Origin of the sequence: Ruegeria sp. R14_0, from assembly GCF_017743975.1 — a bacterium.
Taxonomy (GTDB): Bacteria; Pseudomonadota; Alphaproteobacteria; order Rhodobacterales; family Rhodobacteraceae; genus Ruegeria.
Map to the genome: position 1 here is coordinate 399,821 of NZ_JAGHRC010000003.1, position 17,709 is coordinate 417,529.

Here is a 17,709-nt window from a genome sequence, read left to right on the forward strand (position 1 = left end):
TGTAAGGGACCGTTTGTCCCGATCCCGCCCCGTTTCCAGTCCATCAACGCCACACAAGTGCTTGGCTGATTCAGCTCCTGCGTCGGTCTTGCCGGATCACGGGCGGCTGAACATCCCGCTGGCCGATATTCAGGCGCAGGACGACATCGGGCGCAATTGCATTGAACAAGGACGCTATCTCGCACGTCAGGATCGTTGGGCGGAACTGTCCGATTTGATGCGCACCGCAGACGAGTCGCGCGAAACTGCGCCGGATGGGATGCCAATCGCGGAATTGCTGGCCTTTGGCGCGCGCGCCGATGTGGTTCTGGCCGCCGAGCACGCCTTGTCCGATGCCATGGCGCTGTCGGAATTCGACGTGCTGAGTGGCATTTCGGAACTGGAAGACGAGATGCGCGCGTATGCAGAAGACCCGATGATCGCGCTGGTCGTGGCGCTGGCGCATATCGACCTGGCATGGGCGTGGCGCGGGACATCAAATGACGCAACTTTGCCTGCGCTGCATCAATCCCGATGCGCTGCGCATTTCGACAGGGCGGCTGCAATTCTGCCAAAATGCCGCGCGGCAGCGGCAAGCAGCCCGATCATCGCCTCAGCCTGCTGTGCTCTGCTGGCAGGCCAACGCAAAGCGCATACGCGCGTTGCCGGAGAATATGAACGCCTGATTGAGCTTGATCCTTTGAACCAACGGCACATGCGCGCCTTGGGCACGCATCTGCTGCCACGCTGGTTCGGCACCTATGACGAACTTGAGGTCCATGCCCTGCGTATTGCAGCCCGTACCCAACAGACCTGGGGGGCTGGCGGCTATACTTGGGTGCAGTTCGACGCCATCGCCCTCGATGCCGAGGCCTGCGCCCAGTTGGATGTCGATTACTTCCTTGAGGGCATGCACGATATTCTGCATCGACGCCCTGATCAGCAAACGGTCAACATGCTGTCGGCCTATTGCGCCACCACGATTCAAAAAGGGACCGGACAGAATGAGAAGGCCGATGCGGTTCGCAACCAGATTCATGACGCCGCACACTGGCTGATCCGCGATCACCTGACCGAGTTGCACCCCCTGATCTGGGCCCATGCGGCGAACGGGTTTAACAACAGCGTTCGGATCAGTTCACCCGAACGCTTTGCAGCGCGCGGACAACGCGACGCGTTGCGTGCAATTGGCGATCTGTTCCGCGATGAGCTGCGCAGCGGGCTGGACGTCACCTTTACGCCAACGGGTTTGCGCCTGTCGGGACACTGATTCCCCCTTGCCCCTCGCCCCTGCCGGGCCTAATACGCAGGCTTAGACTTCTGCGGAAATGAGGCGCGCCATGCTCGACCTGACATACGAAATGCCCAAACCCAAAACCATTGCCGGGGCCAAACACGATTGGGAACTGGTCATCGGGATGGAGGTGCACGCTCAGGTCTCATCCAATGCCAAGCTGTTTTCCGGCGCATCAACCCAATTCGGGGCCGAGCCGAACTCGAACGTGGCCTTCGTGGACGCGGCGATGCCGGGGATGCTGCCGGTGATCAACGAATACTGCGTTGAGCAGGCCGTCCGCACCGGTCTGGGCCTGAAGGCGGATATCAACCTGAAATCGGCATTCGACCGCAAGAACTACTTCTACCCCGACCTGCCGCAGGGCTATCAGATTTCCCAGCTCTACCACCCCATCGTCGGCGAAGGTGAAGTGCTGGTCGAGATGGGCGACGGCACCGCGCGCATGGTGCGCATCGAACGCATCCACATGGAGCAGGACGCAGGTAAATCCATCCACGACATGGACCCGCATATGTCCTTTGTCGACCTGAACCGGACGGGCGTCTGCCTGATGGAGATCGTGTCGCGCCCCGATATTCGAGGCCCCGAAGAGGCCGCCGCCTATATCGCCAAGCTGCGCCAGATCATGCGCTATCTGGGCACCTGTGACGGAAACATGCAGAACGGCAACCTGCGGGCGGACGTGAACGTCTCGATCTGTTTGCCGGGTGCGTATGAAAAGTACCAAGAAACGCAAGATTTCTCGCATCTGGGCACCCGCTGCGAGATCAAGAACATGAACTCGATGCGCTTTATCCAGCAGGCGATTGAGGTCGAAGCCCGTCGTCAGATCGCCATCGTCGAAGGTGGTGGCAAAGTCGAGCAGGAAACCCGCCTGTATGATCCGGACAAGGGCGAGACGCGGTCGATGCGGTCCAAGGAAGAAGCGCATGACTACCGCTATTTCCCCGACCCCGACCTGCTGCCGCTGGAGATTGAACAGGCATGGGTCGATGACATCGCAGCCAAGCTGCCAGAACTGCCCGATGACAAAAAGGCGCGCTTCATCAGCGAATTCGGGCTCACCGACTATGACGCGTCCGTCCTGACTGCCGAGGTCGAAAGCGCCGCCTATTTCGAAGAGGTCGCACAGGGCCGCAACGGCAAGCTGGCCGCGAACTGGGTCATCAACGAGTTGTTTGGCCGGCTGAAGAAAGAAGACCACGAGATCACCGACTCGCCCGTGTCTCCGGCACAGCTGGGAGGAATCATTGACCTGATTTCTTCGGATGCCATCTCGGGCAAGATCGCCAAGGACCTGTTCGAAATCGTCTACACCGAAGGCGGTGACCCGGCACAGATCGTCGAAGACCGCGGCATGAAGCAGGTGACCGACACCGGCGCGATTGAATCCGCACTGGACGAGATCATCGCCGCCAACCCGGCACAGGTTGAAAAAGCCAAAGTGAACCCGAAACTGGCGGGCTGGTTTGTCGGTCAGGTGATGAAAGCCACTGGTGGCAAGGCAAATCCAAAGGCCGTGAACGAACTGGTCAGCAAAAAGCTGGGATCGTAAACATTTCTACTTGAACAATTTTTGGAACAGGGCACGCGTTTACCGCTGGGCCCTGTCACGCCCTCGCGCAACAGATGACACAGAATTTGCCGACAGGGCGATGATGACTTTTCGAAACCCGGCAACATGTTAGATTGCTTGGGATCGGCAACCAGGAAGATCTGATGCAGCGTTACGAATACAAAGTTGTCCCCGCCCCGCAAAAAGGCACAAAGGCGAAGGGCGTCAAAACCGCCGAAGGCCGGTTCGCTGTGTCAATCGAACAGGTTCTGAACCAGATGGGTGAGGATGGCTGGGAATACCAGCGTGCGGAATTGCTGCCCAGCGAAGAGCGCGCCGGACTGACCAGCTCAACCGTCAATTGGCGCAATGTTTTGGTGTTCCGGCGCGAGGCCGAAATTGCTTTCACGTCGACTCGCGAAACGGTCGAGACCACTGAGAGCGACGAGAGCGCTCCGATGGCGCACCCTGTCCCGGGACCGGATGACGTCGAAGCCCCCGCTCCGATCTCAGAAGAACCGAAAGATCCCCCGTTGACCTTGAAGCCCGCAGACCTGTCCGAAAAGGACAAAGAGCAGACTTAAAAGCACAAGCTACTGGCTCAGATCCTGAGCAAGCATGAGCGCATTGCCGTCGGGGTCATAAAACGTCGCCGTGCTGACCATCCCCTCGATCGTTTCGGTTTCCCCATCGAACTTGACGCCCGAAGTTTCGAGCGCCTGTCGTGCTTCTGCAATGTCGGACACCCCAAAGACCGGCACCGTGTTTCCTGGCGCAGGCTCGGCCTGTTCGCCTAGACCCAAAGTAACCCCTGCGGTTTTGGTCTGCATCTCGCTCCACCCCGCCTCATCGATATGGTGGATCAGTTCGAATCCAAGCTTGGTATTGTACCATTCGGCGCTGGCGTGCCTGTCCCGCACGGACAGGGCCAGGGTTATCGTATTGTCCAAAGAAACAAGAGGCATCGCACTTTTCCTATGTCTAAAAATAAAGTAACTATACTTTATGGACATAGCGATTCTTGTCAAGCTGACGTCCCGCGCCTGGTCTTTGAACATTCTGGCGTCAATGAATTCAGGGATCCCGGGGCGACAAGCGCCCTTGTTGGCCGCGACCAGCGCCAGCCGAACGGCCTTCGCCCAAAGTCTGGATCATCTGATGCAACTTGGGCTTCTGGAACGAAACCCTGGCCACGGTCATCCCTTGCGCCCTGAGTTTCGCCTGACCAAGACAGGAGCCGAGATCGCGCAGACTGCCACGCGGATTGTCCAGGCTGTACCTGACGACACTGAATTCGCGCTGCTCAGACGCAGTTGGACTGCACCGATCCTTGCGCTGACCCATCGGCCTCAACGGTTCTCGGCGTTGAAGTCCGGGCTGATTACAATCTCTGACCGGGCGCTGTCGACATCGCTTCAACGGCTGGAAGACAGCGCGTGGATAGAACGTGAGATTGATGCAACCCTCAGGCACCCATTCCCCACTTACAGAGCGGTGAACCAGGGATTCGCGGTCAATCAGGCCATAGCACTCGTGGCCTGACCCAGGGTTAAGGGAGGTTTACGTGTCGATGTCCAATGCCAGCGCATGGATGCGCGGAACGACATCGCCCAGGGCCTTATGCACGGCACGATGGCGCGCGACGCGGGATTGACCTTCGAACGCACTGGCGCGGATGCGGACGTTGAAATGGCTTTCGCCACCTTCCTGAAAGCCCGCATGTCCTCGATGGCTTTCGCTGTCATCCACCACCTCTAGCTCGCGCGGATCAAAGGCGGTTTGCAGGCGGGTACGGATTTCGTCGGTAACGGACATTTTTTGCTCAGCGGCAAAATTTTTGCCGCCCCCCTCTTCTACTTTCGGCTGCTTAGACTAAACTGCTGCCTCCGAGTCGAAAAGATGTGTTCGTAAGGATCAGAGCATGACGAAATCAGACCCCTTCGGATTTGACATGTCCGTTTCCAGCGCCAAGAAAAAGAACCCGCGCGGGCGTCGGGGTATGTCTGGCGCGTCTGAAACCTCGACGCGTATCTGCGATCACGAGGGTTGCAACGAACCCGGCAAGTTTCGCGCCCCCAAGGCGCCTGATGTACTGGACGACTTCTATTGGTTCTGCCAACAGCACGTCCGGGAATATAACAACAAGTGGAACTTCTTCGACGGCACCACCGAAGCCGAGCTAAACGCACAGCGCTCCAAGGACAAAGTCTGGGAGCGTGAGACCAAACCAATGGGCGACCCCGAGGCGCGTGCCTGGGCCCGTCTGGGCATCGAAGACCCGCATCAGGTGCTCGGCGCGAACAGCACGCAGAATAAGGGCCGCACCACAGGTGGTGGCGGCCGCCGCCTGCCCCCAACCGAGCGTCGCGCGATTGAAATTCTGGAAGCCAAAGACAGCTGGTCCAAGGCTGAGGTGCGCAAAGCCTACAAGAAGCTGATCAAGGTCCTGCACCCGGATATGAACGGCGGTGACCGCAGTCAGGAAGAGCAGTTGCAAGAGGTCGTCTGGGCCTGGGATCAGATCAAGGACAGCCGGAACTTTAAGTAGCGCCGCAGATTAGACCAACTGCCCACGTTGTGATCAATTCAGATCGGCAAACTCTGCCGCGGATCGCAGTTTACCCATTCGGATTGCAAGACCTGCGCCTCGTACGCTTTGAGGGAACGTCGCGCGAGAGACGAGAAACCTTGGGACGCACCATCAAGCTTGGAACCGAAGATTTCGCGAAGCTCCTGCAAACCTTCTGAACTCATTGCAACCAAGGCTTCGTCACCAAGGTACAGACTTTCGGACGGCGCGCCTTCGGCGAACAAGATCTCGTGCCTGTCTAACAAGACATGGACATAGGTCACCCCCTTTTCGGGCTTGACCACACGCACTCCGGGCAGCCCAACCAGATGTCGGGCGGCCACCAGCGCCTGAGTTTCGCCGAACAACAGTTCAACAAACGGTCCGGTCACAAGCATTCGGTGTTGCGGCGAAACACGCAAATTCCGCTCGGGACAATTTGGACCGAGAGCGTTCTTGGCAATCTCAATCGGGTACAGAGCCGGGTTTGTTTCCAGCTGTTCAGGCGAAAGGAATGCGGATTCGGCCCAGCGAATTGGCTGCGCCCCATGATCCATGGTGACAACAAGGTCGTCCGGACTGAGATGCTCGATCGGAATGTCTCCGTCTGGGGTGCGGATCAGCGTGCCCAGCGAATAGCAGATGACTTCAATTTGAATGGTGACCGTTTGAAACGCCTCGCCACCTCGAAATTCCCCACCCGGGTTGAGTGCGACCCCGACAACGCGAACTTCGAACGTGTCTGTTACGACATCGCCCGGATCGAGACTATCATAATAGTCGGGATCGACTTCATAGGTCCATTCGCCGGTGAAGAGGTTGATCGATGCCGTTCCATTGTCAGGCTGATCAGAGATTTCAAAGAAATCTCCGATGACGGTCCAATTGTCATTCGGGACTGAAACAGTTCCGTCCAGATCGCCCATCGCAGGCAGTGGTGGGTCACCGCTTACAGTTCCAGTCGTGTCCCCCGACACAGTGACCGTTACTGCGTCGAACGGATCAATTGGCGTAGAAACCATACGCGTTACCCTCACCAAAGCGACCGCATTCCAGTCGGAAAAGCGCGTGCCTCAAACCTAGGCCCGGCCGGTCAAAACAAATACACACATTCTGTTCTTTGATTAAATGTTAGAATCGTTGGGAAAAGAATGCAAATCCGCACCGAAATCATCGCGACTTGCTAACGCTAAAATACCTTCAGCGGTTTTACTCAACTTGTTACAAACCCTTGTTACAGCCTGACGCACGGGCTGCAATTCGCGCCCATATCCGACCTGAGACTTGCCCCAATTGGAACGCGATATGGAACACCTCATCTACATCTTGCACTCGATTTCACTGGGGGTCGCTATTGGCTCAGCTGTTTTGCTGGGCTTGTACCTCGCACTGAACCTGCGCCTTCCGCGTTTGGGTCTATGGCCCAGCGCCAGCGGCTGGCGGCATCATACGGCGTTTGGGTTGTTCCGACTGTTCTGCGGCGCGACCGTTGTCTTTGCGCTGTCTGAGGTTTGGGTGAATGGCTGGGGCCATTGGGTGCGGTACGTGATCGGGGTTCCGATCATGGTGCTGTCGTTTGGGATCACGCTCTGGGGGTATCGCTTTCTGGGCCTCGACAATACCTATTGCGAAAGCGACGGGCTGGTGACCGGAGGGATGTACGCCTATTCGCGAAACCCTCAATATGTGACATCAGTTCTGGCCACGATTGGTCTGGGCATTGCAAGCGGATCGTGGGTGACATTGGCACTCGCGGCAGCCCTGTTCTTTATCTACTTTCTCTTCGTGTTGAACGAAGAACGCTGGCTGCTGCAGGGATATGGCCGCGCCTTTCAGGAATATATGCGTTCCACGCCGCGTTTTGTCGACGAACGCAGCCTGATGAGGGTCCGTGACGCGATCCTCAACTAACAGCCGATACGCGTGATAAGGCCAGTTTCAAAGAAACATCCGCCTAACTTCTGACGCGCGCGGCTTTCCCTTGCCCTTGCCCGCAATATGTTGCACCACACACGGGTTCAAACCCGGCAATGCGGGCCAAAGGATAAGGACAAGGCGAATGGCTGACGGATCGATCGACGTAAACGCAAAACCCACCGAAGAAATCTCGGTCCGTGATGTGTTCGGTATTGATACTGACATGGCGGTGAAAGGTTTTGCCGACCGCAGCGATCGTGTGCCTGCGATCGACCCGACCTACAAATTCGACCCCGAGACGACGCTGGCGATTCTGGCAGGCTTCAGCCACAACCGCCGGGTGATGATCCAAGGCTATCACGGCACGGGTAAGTCGACCCATATCGAGCAGGTCGCAGCCCGTCTGAACTGGCCTGCCGTGCGTGTGAACCTCGACAGTCACATCAGCCGGATCGACCTGATTGGTAAGGACGCCATCAAGCTGCGCGACGGCAAGCAGGTCACCGAGTTCCACGAAGGCATCCTGCCCTGGGCTTTGCGTAACCCCGTCGCCATCGTATTCGACGAATACGACGCAGGCCGCGCGGACGTGATGTTCGTGATCCAGCGTGTGCTGGAGCATGATGGTAAGCTGACCCTTCTGGATCAGAACGAGATTATTACTCCGAACCCGAATTTCCGCTTGTTCGCCACCGCGAACACGGTGGGTCTGGGCGATACAACCGGCCTCTACCACGGCACGCAACAGATCAACCAGGCGCAGATGGACCGCTGGTCGCTGGTTTCGACGCTGAACTACCTCAGCCACGATGCTGAGACGATGATCGTTTTGTCAAAAGCACCGCATTACAACACGGAAAAAGGCCGCAAAACCGTCAGCCAGATGGTCACCGTCGCTGACCTGACCCGGACTGCCTTTATGAACGGCGATCTGTCCACCGTCATGAGCCCCCGGACCGTGATCAACTGGGCACAAAACGCCGAGATTTTCCGGGATGTGGGCTATGCCTTCCGCCTGTCCTTCCTGAACAAGTGCGATGAGCTGGAGCGCCAGACGGTTGCCGAGTTCTATCAGCGCTGTTTTGACGAGGAACTGCCGGAAAGTGCCGCGAGCGTGAGCTTGGGGTAAACTGTTGAATTGCGCCCTCGACGGGCGCAATGCCTCCGGCGGGGATATTTTTGGCCAGATGAAAGCGGATCCGGTTTCACGTTGTTGATAATCGGGGCGGCAATGTGAAAGGCTTGGGACATGGCACAAAAGAACGACAACCCTGCTGATCCATTTAAGAAGGCGCTGGCCGAGGCCACCAAGGTCATGGCCGACGATCCTGAGTTGTCGGTCAGCTATACCGTCGACCCTTCGGGCCTGTCGGGCGAGTCGATGCGCTTGCCACAAGTCTCTCGCCGGATGACGCGTGAAGAAGTTTTGCTGGCGCGGGGTACCGCGGATGCTCTGGCGCTGCAGCGCAAGTACCATGACGATGCGACGCATAATCGCTATGCCCCTCCGGGAGATATGGCGCGGGACCTCTATGAAGCTATGGAGGTTGCCCGGTGTGAGGCGATGGGCGCGCGGGATATGCCCGGCACCGCCAGCAATATCGACGTCAAGATCGGACATGAAGCGCTGCGCCGTGGGTATGACCAGTGCAAGCAGCCTGCGGATGCGCCGCTTGCGGTCGCTGCGGGGTATCTGATCCGTCATCTGGCCACCGGGCGGGATCTTCCGCCTGCAGCTGAAAACATCATGAACCTGTGGCGCGGTTTTATCGAGGAACAGGCCGGCGGGACGCTGGAAAACCTGCAGGACATCCTGTCGGATCAAGCCGAATTTGCCAAATTCGCGCGTCAGATGATCAAGGATCTGGGCTACGGCGACCAGTTGGGCGAAGACCCGGATGAACTGGACGAAGATCAGGAAGATCAGGCCGAAGACGACGCCGAAGAGCAGCCTGATCCTGACAGCACCGGTCAGGATGATCAGGACGAACAAGAGGCCGATGCAACCCCTGAGCAAACGCAGGAAGAGCAGCAGGATCAATCTCAGGCTCAGGTCTCGATGGACGAGATGGCCGATGAAGAGATGGGCGACGAGGCCGAGATGCCCGAGGGCGAAGCGCCGTTGGAGCCACCTGCCCCACCGCCTGCATCCGAGGCCGACCCGGACTACAAGGTCTATCTGAACACCTATGACGAAGAGATCATGGCCGAAGATCTGGCGGAACCTGCAGAGCTGGAGCGTCTGCGGGCCTATCTGGATCAACAGTTGGAACCGCTGAAAGGCGCAGTCAGTCGACTGGCCAATAAATTGCAGCGCCGCCTGCAAGCTCAGCAGAACCGCAGCTGGGAGTTCGACCGTGAGGAAGGTATTCTGGACGCGGGCCGTTTGGCGCGTGTTGTGGCAAACCCGACAACGCCGCTGAGCTTTAAGGTCGAGAAAGATACCGAGTTCCGCGATACGGTCGTGACCCTGCTGCTGGACAACTCAGGCTCAATGCGCGGACGTCCGATTTCCATCGCGGCGATCTGTGCCGACGTTCTGGCCCGAACGCTGGAACGCTGCAACGTGAAGGTCGAAATTCTGGGCTTTACCACTCGTGCGTGGAAAGGCGGTCAGGCACGCGAGGCGTGGCTGAACGATGGCCGCCCGCAGCAGCCCGGACGTCTGAACGATCTGCGCCACATCATCTACAAGGGCGCTGACGCGCCTTGGCGCCGTGCGCGACCCAATCTGGGGTTGATGATGAAAGAGGGCCTGCTGAAAGAGAACATCGATGGCGAGGCACTGGAATGGGCGCATCGTCGGATGCTGGCGCGGCGTGAGCAGCGCAAGATTCTGATGGTGATCTCGGATGGTGCGCCGGTCGACGATTCAACGCTCAGCGTAAACCCCGCGAATTATCTGGAAAAGCACCTGCGCGATGTGATCGCCATGGTCGAAAAGCGCAAGATGGTCGAACTGCTGGCCATCGGGATCGGCCACGACGTGACCCGTTATTATGACCGCGCGGTAACAATCACGGATGTTGAACAGCTGGCAGGTGCCATGACAGAGCAACTGGCGGCGCTGTTCGACAGTGATCCTCGCGCACGCGCACGCGTTATGGGGATGAAAAAGGCCAGCTAAGCTGGCCTTGCCTCCGTCTTCAGTCTTTACCAAAAATGAAGGGCCAAGCCCTATTGCAAGAGGTGTCTCATGTTCCAGTCCTTCGAAGTCACCGCGCGCCCGGAACAGGGCCCGCCCCGTCTGGCGGCGCTGCGGGCAGAGATAGCCCAAGAAGGTTTGGACGGATTTCTGATCCCGCGCGCCGATGCTCATCAAGGTGAATATGTTGCCCCGCGCGATGCACGTCTTGCATGGCTGACCGGGTTCACCGGTTCGGCTGGGTTCTGCGTGGCATTGACCGATATTGCAGGTGTCTTCGTGGATGGACGCTATCGCACGCAAGTCAAAGCACAGGTTGCGGATGACTTTACCCCGGTCGACTGGCCCGAAATCAGCCTGAGCGCCTGGCTGAAACAGCAATTGCCGAGCGGTGGCAAGGTTGGGTTTGACCCTTGGCTGCACGCGACAGGGCAAATCTCGGCCGTGCAAAAAGAACTGGACGGAAGCGGTATCGAATTGGTGCGCAGCGAAAACCTTGTCGATCGGATATGGCCCGATCAACCTGCCCCGCCGATGAACCCGGTGAAGGCACATCCGATTGAATTCGCAGGCGAGACGACCGAAAGCAAAATTCAGCGGCTGGCAAATGATCTGCAGCAGAATGGGCGCAGCGCAGCTGTCATCACGCTGCCCGACTCGATCATGTGGCTTCTGAACATCCGTGGCTCGGACATCGGGTACAACCCGGTCGCTCATGGTTTCGCAATTCTGCACGCAGATGGACGCGTCGACCTGTTCATGGCCGAACAGAAGCTGACCGACGTACGAGACCATCTGGGCGCTGGTGTGCAGGTTCACGAACCCGCAGCGTTTCTTGACGCGGTCGCTGAGTTGCAAGGCGCGGTTCAAGTCGATCCGGGCACCCTGCCCCAAGCCGTTGCGGACGTGTTAGGCGATAAGATGCGGGCCGGTGGAGACCCCTGCGCCTTGCCAAAGGCCCGCAAAAATGCGGCAGAGATTGCTGGCAGCGCCGAGGCGCATTTGCGCGATGCCGCAGCCGTCATCGAAACGCTGTGCTGGCTGGACGCTCAGGCTCCTGGCACCCTGACCGAGATCCAAGTCGTCACAAAGCTGGAAGAAAACCGCCGCCGCGATAACGCGCTGCAAAACATCTCGTTCGATACGATTGCCGGCACTGGGTCTAACGGGGCGATCATGCACTACCGTGTCACCGACGAGACTGACAGTGTGTTGGAAAATGGGCACTTGCTGGTTCTTGATAGCGGCGGACAATATCTGGACGGCACCACTGACATCACCCGCACCATAGCCATCGGCGATGTGGGGAATGACGAAAAAGCCTGCTTTACCCGTGTGCTGAAAGGCATGATCAACATGTCCCTTCTGCGCTGGCCTGCCGGTCTGGCCGGGCGGGACATCGAGTGTATCGCACGCGTCCCCCTGTGGGCTGCCGGACAGGATTTCAATCACGGGGTCGGCCACGGTGTTGGTGCGTATCTGAGCGTCCATGAAGGACCGCAGCGTCTGTCCAAAGTCAGCCATGTACCTCTTGAACCGGGCATGATCCTGTCCAATGAGCCCGGTTACTACCGCGAAGGTGCCTTTGGCATTCGGATCGAGAACCTCGTGGTCGTGCAGGATGCCCCCTCACTTCCAACCGCAGATCCCGAACGTGCGATGTTGAACTGGCGGACGCTGACCTTTGTCCCGATTGACCGTCGGTTGATTGTTGTCGATATGCTTACGGCAGACGAGCGCGACTGGCTGAACGCCTATCACCGAGACGTTGCAGAAAAACTGCGACCAAGGCTGGGCGTTGACGCTCAACTGTGGTTGGATGCCGCAACAGCACCAATCTGACACTGAACTGTCACATAAACTGTGCAGAGGAGTGATCCGAAAGAACGACGAGGGAAAAGAAAAGATGGCCGAAATAACTATCCGCAAAGCAACCGGCAAATGGAGTGTTCGATCCGGTGGCGCTGTCCTCGGCGAAAGCGTGAACGCGCTGGAACTGTTGGAAGGGGATCTGGAACCGGTGATCTATTTCCCACGTGCGGATATCGGCATGGCGTTTCTGGACCAGACCGACAAGGTCACGCATTGCCCGCATAAGGGCGACGCGACGCATTTCTCGATCGTCAACAAGTCTTCGGTAACGGAAAACGCGGCCTGGAGCTATGAAGACCCGATCCCGGCGGTGGCCGAGATCAAAGGCTATGTGGCCTTCTACCGTGTGGATTCCGTCAAAGTGGAACAGATTTAAGGGCGGCTTTTCCGTCAGATCGCCTCTCTGACCCGTTCAGCAAGCGCCATGTCGTGGCGCACCCGCCCATAGGCCTGAGCCATGGATGTCAGGGTATGCGGCTGGCATCCGATCTCAGTCAGGCAAGAGGCATCGACAACCCGTACTCGGCCCTCAAAGGCTGTGTCGACGGCTTGGTCCACCGGCTCTTTGCCCGTGCCCAGTGTCAAGTTGTGATAGTGGAAACCCTGCCCCGGCGCGGTAATGCCCAGATTGTGCCGCACGCGATGTGATGCAAGCCATTGCAGCAGACCCTGCAGCATCTTATCTTGATCGGGTTCAGGCAATTGGGTCGCCTCGATTGGTCCCTGATCCGGCCGATAGCGAAACTGCACATATGTTCTGCGCGTCCAAATACGTACCGGTTGTACAAAATCAATGAAACGCCCCATGCGCCACCCGCGCAGACGCGGCCCCAGACCCAAGGTCGTCGTCACCAGACTAACCGGCGCTTGTGACACAGCGTAGACCGAGGCGAACAAATCGCAACGCCCATCATTTCTCTGTTTGAGGGTGAGGGCGTTGAAATTTCCCCGGTTCATGTAATCCCGCGGTGACCCCAACGCGCGCCCAAGTCCCAGACAATTGATGGTATAAGGCGCGTGATCCAGAAAACCGATCTCGGCAACCTGCGGCAGGCTACGCGCCAGCAAGGTCGCAGTACCCAAAACACCGGCGGCCAGAAAAACGTGTCGCGCCCGAATCTGCGTGCCATCGTCCAGTGACAGGCTGACAGATTGCTGATTGTTCTCGATACGTTGAACCCGACCCGCGCGCACCTCAATCTGAGCGATTTCCGACAGGCGGTTTTCAACGGCCTGCGCCATCGCTCTCAGGCCACTATCCGGTTCATCCTTGGTTCCGACCAAAAGGCGTGGCGCGCTTTGTTCAAGCCCCTCGTCCAACTGTACTTTTCGGACACCGCCAATCACGTGCAGGTCTCCTTGTACAGCGTCGCATGCGGCTTTGTATTCGGCCCAGGATCGAAGGAAATCCCCCTGCCCCCAAGGGTCGTCGTTGTCATAAACTTGCAGCTGTTTGCCCCAGTAATTGGCAAGCCCACCTATCTCTGCCGCGACAAACATGGGCGGCGCGTCGCCGGATACATCTGTGCGCTCGGCCAGGCAGGCCGGTTGTTGCCGTTCATACGCGACCGAAACGATTTTGGCCGGACCGCCTTTGCTGGGCTCGGACGCAGCGCCGGTTACCACCACAACCGAACCCGAAAAGCCGCGCATCGCGGTCAGAGCGGCGTACCCAGCAGGGCCCGCACCAATCAGTGCGACATCAAATACTTGCATAAAATGAACCTATGACTGCCATCCGTGGCCTTGGCGACCAGCCGGTCACAAAACGAGCTCGGCTCGGAAGGCGTGAAAACAGAAAAACAGGATTGGAGAGAAAGTCTTTGGTTTGGGAATTCTTGCTTACACGTCTTGGTGCAGCAAACCTGCGGGAAAAACAAATGGAACGGAAAACGGGATGCAGAAATCGCATGTTCTAAGTGCCTCCGTTAACGAAAGTTCCAGTTCAAAATTAATTCAATGCCGCTATGCCGTTCAAGTTTCACGAATTTCACAGCCCTTCGACGCCCAAAACAGGCGAGGTACGTTGGTTCGATAAACACAGTCGTTCGCGGCGATATTGACTGATAATAACGAAAAACCCGCGTTTGGATCAAGAAATCGCAGAAAACGGGCCGGTTTCGCGCCGGTTTTGCAAGTGACGCTTCACAAGCAAAATCCCGCCAAGAAGTACTGTTTTACGTGTATTTGCGCCGCTTACTTCGGAGAAATTCGCCAATTTCACAACTTCGTGCGGTGCTCACAACGTACTCACGCGGCTGTTGCATGCATTTGATCCATCATGGGTGCACACTGTCATCAGTCATCATCCAGAGGGTGCCATGTCACTTACCCGTCGCCGTTTCGCAGGATCCGTTGGGGTCGGGCTGATACTGCCCGGCGCGCTTTCGGCTCAACAGGATCCGGTTCTTGAAGCCGTACGTTCAACCTTGTTTGGCAGCGCGGCAGAGTTCGAACAGGGCATGGCCTTCCTGCGAAAGCGAGGCAATCCGGATGTTGTTCCGGCCCTTCTGAGCGGCATGCGATTTGCCCGGCGGCGCAGCGATGAAATCGCGCAGGTTATGCGCGACCTTACCGGACAAACCATCGGTACTGATTGGTTCGACTGGATGCTTTGGCAGGAACGGAACCCTCAGATTGTCCCGCACCCATCGCTGATCCCCTTCAAGCGCGAGGTCCTGTTGGGAATCGACGGCAACTTTGACGTGTTTCTGAAGCCCGAGTATCTGCAACGCGACCGGATGAAGATCCGGCTGGAGGAGATCGCCTGGGGCGGTGTACGCAAGGACGGCATCCCCTCGCTGGATAACCCGGCGCTGATCCCGGTCGCGCGGGCGGACTATCTGAAAGACGACGATCTGGTTTTTGGCGTATCAATCAACGGGGATGAACGGGCCTATCCGCTGCGGATCATGGGCTGGCACGAGATGTTCAACGAGGTGATCGGCGGTGTCCCGGTCGCGTTGGCCTATTGTACATTATGCGGCTCGGGGATTCTGTTTGAAACGCAGGTGTCCGGCCGCCAGAAACCTTTGGTGTTTGGGTCATCCGGGTTTCTGTACCGCTCGAACAAGCTGATGTTCGACCGGCAGACGCACTCTCTTTGGAACCAGTACACCGGCAAGCCGGTCGTTGGTCCACTTGTGAACAGCGGTATCGAGCTGAAGCAGCGCCCCGTCGTCATCACCACATGGCAAAACTGGAAGGCATCTCATCCCAAAACACAGGTTTTGTCCCGCAATACCGGGCACCGCCGGAACTATGGTTCGGGCGTGGTGTATCAAGAGTACTTTGCATCGCCCGAATTGATGTTCCCTGCCCTTGTGGACCAGTCGCGTCATCAGCAAAAAGACTATGTGTTCGCTATTCGTCAGTTCGGCGCGGCCCGGGCTTGGCCGCTGGATGCGTTCAACCGGGCGCGGGTCATCAACGATGCGATTGCCAGCAAGCCGCTGGTCTTGATCGGCAACGCGGACAAACGCGCAGTGCGGGCCTATGAAAGAAGGTCACACACATTTATCGCCTCAGACGGCAGCCTGATCGATGAAACGGGTCAGAAATGGACCCTGACCGAAGAGGCTCTGATCGGACCGAATGGCGCAGAGATGCCCCGAGTTGCAGGCCATATTTCGTACTGGTTTGCCTGGGACAACTACCTGGGGGACGCCGCTACCGTCTATAGGCGCTAGGAGTGTTCCTCGGCCGCAGTGGCGGCCAGCGCCCGGTTGTACGCCTTCAGCGCATCGATGTGGTACAGCGCACCAACCGGCTTTTCGGTGCCATCCGACTGCACGATCACAACGGGTATGCACGGGATGTCGTCCCGGTCGAAGTAAGGCATCGCGGCCTCAAGCGTTGCGCTGGCCGCGACACACAAGCCCTGCCCGATAAGCTCCTGCGCCTGCTCCTCGGTGATTGAGCGTGGATCGCCAAGCGGCCGCATAACGGCCCCTGCGCGCAACATGGCCAGAAGGTAGGCTTGCGGCCCAGCGGCCAGATGTACGTTGCGGCGTTCCAGCTGCGTCAAGAAGAACGACCGGTCCACCAGCCGAGAGGCCAAAGCAGTCGACATCGAGACCGACACCATCACGGCCAGACCAATCTGCCAATCTCCGGTCAATTCAAAGACGATCATTGTCGTCGAAATCGGTGCCCCCAAAACAGCCGCCGCAACAGCGCCCATGCCAGCAAACGCATACAACGTATGGGTGCCGGACACATCCGGCAGCAACCCGGTGGCGATCAATCCAAACGCCAACCCCGTCAACGCTCCGATCATCAGCGAGGGCGAGAACACACCGCCCCCCATGCGCCCACCCATGGTGATCGCGACGGCAACCGTTTTGATCACGGCAAACAAGATGGCGAAGGTCAGGGTCAGGTCTCCGGCCAGTGCGCGGATGGTTGTTTCATACCCAACGCCGATGATGTGCGGGAACCAAATCGCCAGAAGCCCCAGCATAGCCCCCGAAACCGCCGGACGCAGCCAGCGCGGAAGGGACAGGCGGTTTTGGATATGATTGCCGATATCCTCAGCAAAAAAAATCGACCGCATCAACAGTAGAGAGACCAAACCGCAGATCAGGCCAAGGATCAGGAAAGCAGGCAGTTCGACGTAGAATTGCAGCGAGCCGGGCGTATCCAGCACAAACTCGGTCACGTCACCATATTCCAGCCGGTTGATCACTGTCCCCGCGACCGAGGCGATCACAATGGGTGCAAAGGCGTGCACCGCAAAGTGGCGCAGCACGACCTCAAGCGCGAACAGCGCTCCTGCGATGGGAGAGTTAAAACTGGCCGAAACAGCAGCAGCGACGGCGCACCCCAACAGATCGCGCCCGGTGATGCCATCGGCGTGGATCCGGTTGCTGACCCAGGTCGAGATCACGCCGGCCATATGCACCACCGGTCCTTCCCGCCCCGTCGATCCCCCGGTGCTGAGCGTGATGAGCGAGGCAAAGAAAGAGGCGATACCCGCCTTGCTTTCGACCCTGCCATCGGTCACGGCGGCCCCCTCGATCACATCAGCCACGGATCGCACGCGCCCGTCGTCGGTGAATTTGTGCAAGATGACCCCGACGATCAGGCCTCCGATGATGGGAATGATCAGGATCAGGAACCACGGCAGCTTTTCCGCGTGGCTGTGCAGCAGCAAAATGTCATCCGTGTCATAGACATAGGCCTGTAGCGACCGGATCGCCTTGCGAAACCCCAGCGCCATGAAACCGGCGGCGATACCAATGGCCAGCGCGATGAACCAGAACTGAATCTGGCTGGGCCCGCGTCGCAGCATCACCCGCCAAGCGTCCTTGATCGCGGCCAGAGCCTGATTGAGCTGGTTGCGCAGAACGGTGCGGGTTGATTGGGTCATTGGC

16 protein-coding genes are annotated in these 17,709 nt (G+C 58.2%); 11 read left to right on the forward strand and 5 right to left on the reverse strand.

What is annotated here, in order from left to right:
• Nucleotides 1–61 precede the first annotated feature (61 nt).
• The 3 genes from J7416_RS11735 to J7416_RS11745 all read left to right on the forward strand — a co-directional run bounded on the left by J7416_RS11735 (nt 62) and on the right by J7416_RS11745 (nt 3,415).
• Nucleotides 62–1,249 carry a hypothetical protein gene (locus J7416_RS11735; RefSeq protein ID WP_247744247.1) on the forward strand — a complete coding sequence of 396 codons (1,188 nt, stop codon included), beginning with the start codon at nt 62–64 and terminating at the stop codon, nt 1,247–1,249.
• A gap of 70 nt (nt 1,250–1,319) precedes the next feature.
• Nucleotides 1,320–2,831, forward strand: coding sequence for an Asp-tRNA(Asn)/Glu-tRNA(Gln) amidotransferase subunit GatB (gene gatB / locus J7416_RS11740; RefSeq protein ID WP_209224940.1), 1,512 nt, complete (start codon nt 1,320–1,322; stop codon nt 2,829–2,831).
• 164 nt (nt 2,832–2,995) lie between these two features.
• Entirely contained in the window at nt 2,996–3,415 is a 420-nt protein-coding gene (locus tag J7416_RS11745; RefSeq protein WP_209224941.1) for a DUF4177 domain-containing protein, read from the forward strand.
• Between the two features lie 9 nt (nt 3,416–3,424).
• Here J7416_RS11745 and J7416_RS11750 read toward each other — a convergent pair whose 3' ends face one another.
• Nucleotides 3,425–3,796, reverse strand: coding sequence for a VOC family protein (locus J7416_RS11750; RefSeq protein ID WP_209224942.1), 372 nt, complete (start codon nt 3,794–3,796; stop codon nt 3,425–3,427).
• A 40-nt stretch (nt 3,797–3,836) separates the two neighbouring features.
• On the opposite strand from J7416_RS11750, the gene J7416_RS11755 reads away from it, so the two are divergent.
• On the forward strand, nt 3,837–4,373 hold the full coding sequence (locus J7416_RS11755; protein WP_209224943.1) for a winged helix-turn-helix transcriptional regulator: 537 nt from the start codon (nt 3,837–3,839) through the stop codon (nt 4,371–4,373).
• An 18-nt stretch (nt 4,374–4,391) separates the two neighbouring features.
• Here J7416_RS11755 and J7416_RS11760 read toward each other — a convergent pair whose 3' ends face one another.
• A complete protein-coding gene (locus tag J7416_RS11760; protein WP_209224944.1) occupies nt 4,392–4,646 on the reverse strand; it encodes a BolA family protein in 255 nt (84 codons plus the stop codon).
• 106 nt (nt 4,647–4,752) lie between these two features.
• Between J7416_RS11760 and J7416_RS11765 the strand changes: the two genes are divergently transcribed.
• Entirely contained in the window at nt 4,753–5,379 is a 627-nt protein-coding gene (locus tag J7416_RS11765; RefSeq protein WP_209224945.1) for a DnaJ domain-containing protein, read from the forward strand.
• A 38-nt stretch (nt 5,380–5,417) separates the two neighbouring features.
• Here J7416_RS11765 and J7416_RS11770 read toward each other — a convergent pair whose 3' ends face one another.
• The gene (locus J7416_RS11770) at nt 5,418–6,422 is read right to left on the reverse strand and encodes a Hint domain-containing protein (RefSeq protein ID WP_209224946.1); all 1,005 of its coding nucleotides are present in this window, start codon (nt 6,420–6,422) and stop codon (nt 5,418–5,420) included.
• A 283-nt stretch (nt 6,423–6,705) separates the two neighbouring features.
• Here J7416_RS11770 and J7416_RS11775 point away from each other — a divergent pair, with 283 nt between their 5' ends.
• From J7416_RS11775 to J7416_RS11795, 5 genes are all read left to right on the forward strand, one after another.
• A complete protein-coding gene (locus tag J7416_RS11775; protein WP_209224947.1) occupies nt 6,706–7,311 on the forward strand; it encodes a PEMT/PEM2 methyltransferase family protein in 606 nt (201 codons plus the stop codon).
• Between the two features lie 148 nt (nt 7,312–7,459).
• Entirely contained in the window at nt 7,460–8,446 is a 987-nt protein-coding gene (gene cobS / locus J7416_RS11780) for a cobaltochelatase subunit CobS (protein WP_170422659.1), read from the forward strand.
• A gap of 120 nt (nt 8,447–8,566) precedes the next feature.
• Nucleotides 8,567–10,444, forward strand: coding sequence for a cobaltochelatase subunit CobT (gene cobT, locus J7416_RS11785; protein ID WP_209224948.1), 1,878 nt, complete (start codon nt 8,567–8,569; stop codon nt 10,442–10,444).
• 69 nt (nt 10,445–10,513) lie between these two features.
• Nucleotides 10,514–12,304, forward strand: coding sequence for an aminopeptidase P family protein (locus J7416_RS11790; protein ID WP_209224949.1), 1,791 nt, complete (start codon nt 10,514–10,516; stop codon nt 12,302–12,304).
• A 64-nt stretch (nt 12,305–12,368) separates the two neighbouring features.
• Entirely contained in the window at nt 12,369–12,710 is a 342-nt protein-coding gene (locus J7416_RS11795; protein ID WP_209224950.1) for a DUF427 domain-containing protein, read from the forward strand.
• A gap of 14 nt (nt 12,711–12,724) precedes the next feature.
• Here the strand turns inward: J7416_RS11795 and J7416_RS11800 are convergent, their stop codons facing one another.
• A complete protein-coding gene (locus J7416_RS11800; RefSeq protein WP_209224951.1) occupies nt 12,725–14,050 on the reverse strand; it encodes an FAD/NAD(P)-binding protein in 1,326 nt (441 codons plus the stop codon).
• A 605-nt stretch (nt 14,051–14,655) separates the two neighbouring features.
• Between J7416_RS11800 and J7416_RS11805 the strand changes: the two genes are divergently transcribed.
• Nucleotides 14,656–16,023: a DUF3179 domain-containing protein gene (locus J7416_RS11805; RefSeq protein ID WP_209224952.1), complete on the forward strand. Its 1,368-nt coding sequence runs from the start codon at nt 14,656–14,658 to the stop codon at nt 16,021–16,023.
• On the opposite strand, the gene J7416_RS11810 is transcribed toward J7416_RS11805, so the two are convergent.
• Nucleotides 16,020–17,705: a chloride channel protein gene (locus tag J7416_RS11810; protein WP_209224953.1), complete on the reverse strand. Its 1,686-nt coding sequence runs from the start codon at nt 17,703–17,705 to the stop codon at nt 16,020–16,022. The two genes, J7416_RS11805 and J7416_RS11810, sit on opposite strands and share 4 nt — an antisense overlap.
• Nucleotides 17,706–17,709: the final 4 nt, after the last annotated feature.